Source organism: Pontibacterium sp. (assembly GCF_041587635.1).
Taxonomy (GTDB): domain Bacteria; phylum Pseudomonadota; class Gammaproteobacteria; order Pseudomonadales; family Balneatricaceae; genus Pontibacterium.
Genome location: NZ_JBFGYC010000120.1, coordinates 1 through 8,561 on the forward strand (window position 1 = coordinate 1; position 8,561 = coordinate 8,561).

8 protein-coding genes are annotated in these 8,561 nt (G+C 50.4%); 5 read left to right on the forward strand and 3 right to left on the reverse strand.

Annotated features, from left to right (window positions below):
• On the reverse strand, nt 1–170 hold a 170-nt coding region (locus tag ABYW01_RS08170), incomplete at its 3' end, for a peptidylprolyl isomerase (protein WP_372831993.1).
• Nucleotides 171–394: 224 nt separating this feature from the next.
• On the opposite strand from ABYW01_RS08170, the gene ABYW01_RS08175 reads away from it, so the two are divergent.
• The 5 genes from ABYW01_RS08175 to ABYW01_RS08195 all read left to right on the forward strand — a co-directional run bounded on the left by ABYW01_RS08175 (nt 395) and on the right by ABYW01_RS08195 (nt 5,890).
• On the forward strand, nt 395–2,068 hold the full coding sequence (locus ABYW01_RS08175; RefSeq protein WP_372831985.1) for a glutamine--tRNA ligase/YqeY domain fusion protein: 1,674 nt from the start codon (nt 395–397) through the stop codon (nt 2,066–2,068).
• A gap of 27 nt (nt 2,069–2,095) precedes the next feature.
• The gene (gene cysS, locus ABYW01_RS08180) at nt 2,096–3,481 is read left to right on the forward strand and encodes a cysteine--tRNA ligase (protein ID WP_372831986.1); all 1,386 of its coding nucleotides are present in this window, start codon (nt 2,096–2,098) and stop codon (nt 3,479–3,481) included.
• Between the two features lie 86 nt (nt 3,482–3,567).
• Nucleotides 3,568–4,251, forward strand: coding sequence for a DUF2064 domain-containing protein (locus tag ABYW01_RS08185; RefSeq protein ID WP_372831987.1), 684 nt, complete (start codon nt 3,568–3,570; stop codon nt 4,249–4,251).
• A 23-nt stretch (nt 4,252–4,274) separates the two neighbouring features.
• Complete coding sequence (locus tag ABYW01_RS08190; RefSeq protein WP_372831988.1) at nt 4,275–5,204, forward strand: radical SAM protein; 930 nt, start codon at nt 4,275–4,277, stop codon at nt 5,202–5,204.
• Nucleotides 5,204–5,890, forward strand: a complete 687-nt coding sequence (locus tag ABYW01_RS08195; RefSeq protein ID WP_372831989.1) for a glycosyltransferase family 2 protein — start codon at nt 5,204–5,206, stop codon at nt 5,888–5,890. The genes ABYW01_RS08190 and ABYW01_RS08195 overlap by 1 nt, the downstream gene beginning before the upstream one ends.
• A gap of 13 nt (nt 5,891–5,903) precedes the next feature.
• Here the strand turns inward: ABYW01_RS08195 and ABYW01_RS08200 are convergent, their stop codons facing one another.
• Both ABYW01_RS08200 and ABYW01_RS08205 read right to left on the reverse strand, forming a co-directional pair.
• Entirely contained in the window at nt 5,904–8,072 is a 2,169-nt protein-coding gene (locus tag ABYW01_RS08200) for an FAD-dependent oxidoreductase (RefSeq protein ID WP_372831990.1), read from the reverse strand.
• A 61-nt stretch (nt 8,073–8,133) separates the two neighbouring features.
• A partial coding sequence (locus ABYW01_RS08205) for a diguanylate cyclase domain-containing protein (RefSeq protein ID WP_372831992.1) occupies nt 8,134–8,561 on the reverse strand: 428 nt, incomplete at its 5' end.

An 8,561-nucleotide genomic window follows, 5' to 3' on the forward strand; every position in this document is an offset into this window, starting at 1 on the left:
GGCTCGAAGCCGCCGCCCTGAATCATGAAATTGTTGATCACGCGGTGAAAGATAACACCGTCGTAAAAGCCGTCGCGAACGTATTGTTCGAAGTTCTCAGCGGTTTTTGGCGCTTTCTCGTAATCCAGTTCCAGAGTGATGTCACCCAGATTGGTCTGCAAGATGATCATTATAATTTTCCCGATTCTGACTCGTTTTTTGCCCCTATTATACGCAAGTAGCAGTTGAACGCATCTAACTTACAGATGCGTGCGTTAATTTATCCGTTCAATCAAACAATTAGACGTGGCTTGGCGATGCTTTCAAGCGGTGATCTGTTTATAATGGCTCGCATCAAAAGTGCCTGTGTTATCAGGCTCCAGAAGCAGCGAATAGTAGCGACAAGACGTTAGATATGAGTAATAACGAAACCAGCAAGGCTTCCAATTTTATCCATCAGATGATTGAAAATGATCTGGCAGCGGGTACCCACGATAAAGTAGTGACTCGTTTTCCGCCGGAACCCAACGGTTATCTGCACATCGGTCATGCAAAATCGATCTGTCTGAACTTCGGTACCGCTGAGAAGTTTGGCGGCGTATGTCATCTGCGTTTTGACGATACGAACCCAGAGAAAGAAAGTCAGGAATACATCGATGCCATTATGTCTGATGTAAGCTGGCTTGGTTATAAGTGGGGCGGCGATGTCCGTTACACCTCTGATTATTTTCAGCAGCTCTTCGACTGGGCTGTGCATCTGATCAAAGAGGGTAAGGCTTATGTTTGTGACCTAAGCCCTGAAGATGCACGTGACTATCGTGGCAATTTCACTACGCCGGGGCGTAATAGTCCGTTCAGGGATCGCAGCGTTGAGGAAAACCTTGAGCTGTTTGAGAAGATGAAAAATGGTGAGTTTGCCGAAGGTGCTTGCTCATTGCGTGCCAAGATCGATATGGCTTCGCCGAGCATGATTCTGCGTGATCCGATGCTGTATCGTATTCTGCACATGTCTCATCATCAGACCGGTGACAAATGGTGCATCTACCCGATTTACGATTTTGCGCATGGTCAGTCTGACGCAATTGAAGGTATTACGCATTCTCTGTGTACGTTGGAGTTTGAAGAGCATCGTCCGCTGTATGATTGGTTTATCGAAAACCTGCCGGTACCTGCGCAGCCAAAGCAGACAGAATTTGCCCGTCTGAATATCAACTACACCGTGACTAGTAAGCGTAAGTTGAAACAGCTGGTTGACGAGCACATCGTAGGTTCCTGGAATGATCCTCGTATGCCAACTATTTCGGGCTTGCGTCGCCGTGGTTATACCCCTGGCTCTATTCGCAACTTCTGCGACAGCATTGGTGTGACTCGTTCTAACAGTACCGTTGATATGGGCATGTTAGAGGCATCTATCCGCGAAGATTTGGATAGCAGTGCACCGCGTGCGATGTGCGTTACACGGCCACTGAAAGTTACTATCACCAACTACGATGAAGCGGCTGAAGAGTGGTTTGAACTGCCAGCTCATCCGAAAGATGAAACCATGGGTGTCCGTACTGTTCCTTTCACGCGCAACCTGTTGATCGAGCAGGATGACTTTGCCGAAGTGCCTCCGCGTAAGTGGAAGCGTCTGACGCAGGGTGTGGCTGTGCGTTTGCGTGGTAGCTATGTGATCACCTGTGATGAAGTGATTAAGGATGAAGCGGGGAACGTTGTTGAGCTGAAATGTAGCTACGATCCGGCGACTAAAGGTGAGAACCCGGTTGGCTACAAAGCGAAAGGCGTCGTGCATTGGGTTTCTGCAGATAACTCTTTGCCATGTGAAGTGCGGATGTACGATCGTTTGTTCACCGAAGAGAATCCTGATGGTGACAAAGAGCGTGACTTTAAAGACTTCATTAACCCAAAATCGCTTGTAGTGCTGAGTGATGCACGCGTGGAGTTGGGTTTGAAAGACGTGCCTGCAGAAAGCCGATTCCAGTTCGAGCGTACCGGTTACTTCTGTGTTGATCCTGACTCTAGCAGTGACAAACTCGTGTTTAACCGCACGGTGGGCCTGCGCGATTCTTGGGCAAAAGCACAGAAGTAATAACCGACAGAGATAGTGGAGAGATCAGTGCTGCAGATTTATAACACGCTGACAAAAGATAAAGCCCCTTTCGTGCCATTGGAAGAGGGTAAGATCAAAATGTACGTATGCGGTATTACCGTATATGACCTCTGTCATATCGGCCACGCCCGGGTCATGGTGTCTTTTGATGTTATTACCCGATACCTGCGTTCCCGTGGTTGGGATGTGGAATACGTCCGTAATATCACCGATGTTGATGACAAAATCATCAGGCGTGCAGGCGAAAATGGTGAGGCCGTTGACCAGCTGACGGAGCGAATGATTGCAGCGATGCATGAAGACGAAGACCGTCTCTCTGTTTTACGTCCGGATCAGGAGCCGCGTGCGACCGGTCATATTGACGATATCGTTGAGATGGTTTCGACACTCATCGAGAAGGGATTCGCATACGCCGCGAGCAACGGTGACGTTTATTATCGCGTTGAGAAGTTTGCAACGTACGGGCGCCTGACCAATAAAAACGTTGACGAGTTGCGCTCCGGCGCGCGTGTTGACGTCGAAGATGCTAAAGAAAGCCCGCTTGATTTTGTTCTGTGGAAAGCAGCAAAAGAGGGTGAGGTGAGCTGGGCATCGCCATGGGGTCCGGGTCGTCCAGGTTGGCACATTGAATGCTCTGCAATGTCAAAATGCTGCTTAGGTAACACATTTGATATCCATGGTGGGGGACCTGATTTGCCGTTTCCTCATCATGAGAATGAGATTGCGCAGTCAGAAGCGGCTAACGGTGTTAAGTACGTTAATACCTGGATGCATGCCGGTCCGGTTCGGGTGAACAAAGAGAAGATGTCCAAATCATTGGGTAACTTCTTTACCATTCGGGATGTGCTTGAAAAGTACAACTCGGAAGTGGTTCGTTATTTCCTGTCCAGCGTACATTATCGCAGCTATATCGATTATAGCGAAGACAGTTTGAAAGAAGCGCGTAGTGCATTGGAGCGTTTCTATCAGGCGTTGCGGGGTGTTGAGCTGAATGATGCACCACTTGAAAATGATTTCGATGAGCGTTTCTACGCGTCTATGGACGATGACTTCAACACACCAAAAGCATTGGCGGTGTTGTTTGAGCTAGTAACCGAATTGAACATCGCTGTGCGAGAGAATCGTGCCGAAGCAGGTCAGTTAGCGGCTCAGCTAAAACGCCTGGCCGGTATTCTCGGGTTGTTGCAGCAAGATCCTGACAGTTTCCTGAAAGGGGAAGATAAAGAGGGCGAGCTGAGTTCCGATGCGATTGAGGTGCTGATTGAGCAGCGAGCTCAGGCCAAGAAAGATCGGGACTTTGCTGCTGCGGACGGTATCCGCGATGAACTGGCGGCGCAGGGGATCATTCTGAAAGACACCCGTGAGGGTACAAGTTGGTTCCGAGAGTCATAATTGACCCACACCCTGAAAAGGCAGTCGTTATGACTGCCTTTTTTGGTTTATCAGTGCGTACTGTCATTAAATAGAGTTGAGTATAGATGTCTGACACTACACTGGTTCTTTTTTGTAAGCGTCCCGCTTTGGGCTTTGGAAAGCAGCGTCTGGCGGCAGATCTTGGTGAGCAGGCAGCCTTTGAAATTGCCGTGGGTTTATTAGCATGTGCGCTAGAAGATCTTGAGCATTGGCCGGGCCCCGTCGTTATTGCGCCTCACTCTGATACTGAAATCGCATGGGCCGCAAACTTGTTACGTCGTTCAGCGTCTGTTGTTCCGCAGAGTGAAGGTAATCTTGGGGAGCGTATAGAGGCGATTGATCGTCTGCTTCGAGGCAAAGGAGCAGGGCAGCTGCTGGTGATTGGCTCTGATGCACCGGAATTGAATGCAAGATTGCTCGGACAGGCTGTGGAGTTGCTGGCCGATCACGATGCGGTTTTTGCAGCGGCTGAGGATGGCGGGGTCTCCTTGATGGCTAATCGGAAACCCTGGCCGGAACTGAAACCGATGCCTTGGAGTACGCCGCAGTTGGGGGCTTCTTTGCAGCAGTTGTGTGAGCGTGCAGGGCAGAGAGTCGGTTGGTCTGCACCTTGCTCGGATGTTGATCGTTTGGATGATCTTGAGAGGGTCAGCAAAAGTTTGCGTGTGGATCCGCGCCCTGCAAGGCAGTCTTTGTTGGCGATTATTAATCGCTGGCAATCAAATGAGTATGGTCAGGCGTCAAAGTAGTATAGCGGCGGTTAAGTGTTGGTATGAGTTGCGAGGTTGGAATGGAGCGGATTCGTAGTCGTGATTGGTATGAAACGGCGGATGGAGCAAGACGTGGTTATATTGAGCCTTCTATGTTGCGTGAGCTTTGGTTTCATACGGGCACGGCTTGTAACCTGAATTGTGATTTCTGTCTTGAGGGCTCAGGTCCGGGCGATCAGCGGCTTGGTTTGGTGAAGCTGGCAGATGCGGAACCTCTCATAAAAGAAGCATTGTTGCTGGGGGTTGAGCAGTTTTCTTTTACTGGTGGTGAGCCGTTTTTGGCAAAAGATCTGGTGAAAATTCTGAGCCTCGCTGCGCAGCATAAGCCGTGTTTGGTACTCACAAATGGCACTGAGGCTTTACACAAACGCATTGATGAGTTGGATGTGTTGCTTCAGGCTCCGTATCCCGTCAGCTTTCGTGTAAGCCTGGATTCCCCTGTTGAGCATGAACATGATGAAGGGCGCGGTGAAGGGAATTTTCAACGGGCACTCGATGGTATCCGGATGTTGCAGCGCAAAGGCTTTTCGGTCTCCGTTGCACGTCATATGCAGCCTGATGAGGACAAGCTTGCTGTCGAGTTGGCTTATCGACAGCTGTTCGATAAGCAAGGCATTCAGGATGATCTGACATTTGTGGCCTTTCCTGATTTTCTGCCGCCCGGCAGCGTGGGTGGAGGGCCTGATATCAGCACGAATTGTATGACGCAATATCATTCTGCAGAAAGTCGTGCTGGCTTTATGTGTGCCTTTAGTAAGATGGTTGTGAAGCAAGATGGGCAGATGCGCGTATATGCCTGCACCTTAGTGGACGATGATCGTGAGTATGATCTGGCCGGGTCGCTGGCCGAGGCGTTGGAGATACGTATCAGCATGAAACATCATCGTTGTTTCAGTTGCTTCAAATATGGCTCCAGCTGCAGCGAGACCTGATGTCTGTCAGCGTTATCATTCCGATCGGACCCGGAGAGCCGGAGTTGCCACCGCTCTTGGGGCAGTTGGAAATGCTGCCAGCGTGCTGGCAGATCATCGTGGCATTGTGTCCGGAAAGTAAACGCTTGGCGTCGGTCGTAAAGCAGAGTTGCTCAGCTGAGATTGTCGTCACGTCTCGTGGACGTGCGCAACAGATGAATGCAGCTGCAAAGCTTGCGACCGGGGAGTATCTCTGGTTTTTGCATCTGGACTCTGTGTTAACTGACACAGGCGTGGCTGCATTGCAGAATGCACTGCTGTCCCGGCCTCAGGCGCTGCTCTATTATCAACTGAGCTTCGCTCAAGATGGCAGCGGGCCGCTCTGGTTGAATGCGTTCAGTGCGAACTTGCGGTCTCGTTGGCTCGGTGTGCCCTTTGGTGATCAGGCGTTTTGTCTACCTCGAACTGCTTTTCTGCAGGTGGGGGGGTATTGCGAAGATCTGCCGTATGGCGAAGATCATGTACTGGTGTGGCGTTTGCGTTTAGCGGGTGTGTCATTGCAGATGTTGCCGTCTGCATTAGAGACCAGTGCCCGTAAATATCGAACTAAGGGTTGGTGGAAGCTGACACTGCTATATCAGTGGTATTGGCTGCGACAGGCCGCGCCTTATGCCTGTCGCTTATTGCGGAAGAAGTTCCTCGGTTAGTCTCGCGGTGTTCCTATTTCAAATCGGATGATTGACTGTGTTGTTCGCGTCTACGCCATCTGTGGTACTTTTCGATCCATGTTAATAGCTTTTCAGGGCTGTGGGCGCGTTTCCATTCTCCGGCGGCAAACTTATTGGCTTCTGAGAAGGTAGGGTAGGCATGTATAGTGCCAAGGATTTTGTTTAATCCCAGGCCGTGGCGCATAGCCAGCGCGAACTCCGCAAGCATATCGGATGCACGGCTGCCTACCAGAGTGACGCCAAGAATGCGGTCTTTACCCGGTACGGTCAGTACTTTCACCATGCCGTAATCGTGAGAGTCAGTAATAGCCCGATCAAGATCTGACAGGTCGTAGCGGGTGATCTCATACGGAATTCCCTGAGCATCGGCCTCTTTCTCGTTTAAGCCTACCCGCGCTATTTCTGGTGAGGTATAGGTAGTGAAAGGGATATAGCGATGATCCACTGCAAACTTTTTGATGTTGCCAAACAGGGCGTTCACGGCGGTATACCATGCTTGATGACCTGCTGCGTGAGTGAACTGATGAGGCCCGACCAGATCTCCGCAGGCGAGAATATTAGGGCAGCGGGTGCGTAGGAAGCGATCGACCTCAAGCAGTTCTTGGTCTTTCGTGTCGATCCCAAGTTGTTCTAGTCCGAGTCCTTCTAAGTTGGCGGTACGTCCGGTGGCAACTAAAACCCGGTCAAATTCAATATCAACTTGTCGGTCTTGGTGTTGAGCGGTCAACGCGTAGCCTTTTTCTAGTGCCCGAAATGCTATTGGCGTGTGCTCATAGCAGATGTTGATGCCTTCCTGGGTGAGGTGGTCTGCAACCAGTGTAGCGGCGTCCAGATCTTCGCGTGAAAGAATCTGGCTACCGCGTAAAACGATCGTGACCTGGCTGCCAAATTGGTTGAAGCATTGGCCAAGCTCGCAGGCGACTGCTCCCGCGCCCAGTATCAATAGTCGCGGAGGAAGTTGATCCAGTTCCCAAAGTGTATCGGATGTGAGCGGTGCTACATCATGAATGCCCGGTACGTCGGGTATTCGTGGTCTTCCGCCTGTCGCCAGAACAATGTTGGGGGCAGATAGGCGTTGTCCGTTAACTTCTACTTCCCAAGGTGAGACTAGCCTTGCTTCGCCAGATAGACATTCAACGCCAAGCTTTTCATAGCGTTCAGTTGAATCGTGCGGTTCTATCTGAGTAATGACGTGTTTGACACGTTGCATGATGTCCGAAAATTCAAAATTTGCCTCTGCGGTTTGAATGCCAAGGGTCTTCGCATTGCGTATGTCTGCAAGAAAGCGGCTGGTACGGATGAGTGCTTTTGAGGGTACGCACCCCGTATTGAGGCAGTCGCCTCCCATTTTATTTTTTTCAATGAGGGTGACTTTGGCTTTTACGGCTGCTGCGATATAGGCCGTAACAAGGCCGCCTGCGCCTGCGCCTATCACCAGTAGATTGCGATCAAAGTGAGTGGGTTTGGTAAATTTTCTATAAATGCGGTGCTTCTGAACCACTTTGATGGCAATGCGAGCAATCCAGGGAAAAAGTCCCAGTAAAGCAAGTGAGGCAAGGATGGTGGGGGATAGGATGCCTTGGATATCCTCCAGTGCGGCAAGCTGAGTGCCGGCATTTACGTAAATTATTGTTGCAGGGAGCATGCCTAGCTGGCTAACCCAGTAATAGGTTTTAACCGGCATGCGTGTGACGCCCATCACCAGATTAATCGCAAAAAATGGAAAGAGTGGAATCAATCGAAGGCTGAAAAGATATGAGATGCCATCGCGCTCGATGCCACGATTAATGGGAGCTAGCAGCACGGAAAAGCGGCGTGAGACGAAGCCGCGTGCAAGGTATCGCGCCGCCAGAAATGCAACGGTAGCACCAATTGAGCTTGCAAAGGATACAACGACTGAGCCCAAGAGTGTGCCAAATAATGCACCCCCCAAAAGGGTAAGTACGGCAGCGCCGGGGAGAGATAAGCCGGTGGCGACTATGTAAATACAGAAGTAGAGGCCGATGCTAAGCCAAAGGTTACCGTTAACGAAGGCAGATAGCGTTTCCTGTTGCGTTTTGATATAGGAAAAATCAAGAAAGCGTCCGAGATCGAACAGAAAGAAGCTGAGGATAACAAGGGTAACGATGCCAAGCAGAATGCTTTTCTTGCCGGGTTTCATGAACGGTCTCCGCGCTGCGTAATCCGGTCAGGTTAGCACAGCGCGGAGGGCTTGATGACTGTTATCGTGGAATAAGTTGTGTGGTGTCCTGGGATGCAATAGCGATCTGATTTTTACCCTGCTTTTTAGCGCTATACATAGCTTGATCTGCAGCGTGGATCAGGCTGTCTATGCTGTCCCCTTGGGAAGGATAAATACTGATTCCGATGCTTGCGCTCACCCGCAGTTCAATGCCGTCGATCTCTACAGGGGTTGAGATCATATGCATTAGGCGTTCGGCGAGTAGGTGAGCCTCATCGAGGTGGGTAAGTTCATCTGCTAATACCAAGAATTCATCGCCGCCAATGCGGGACACCATGTCTGATGGTCGCAGCGCAGCAGAGAGTTTGTCGGCGAGTGCGACCAGCAGTTTGTCACCAAGTAAGTGTCCGAAACTGTCGTTGATAGGCTTAAAGTCATCCAGATCTATGAATAAAATGGCAAATTGAC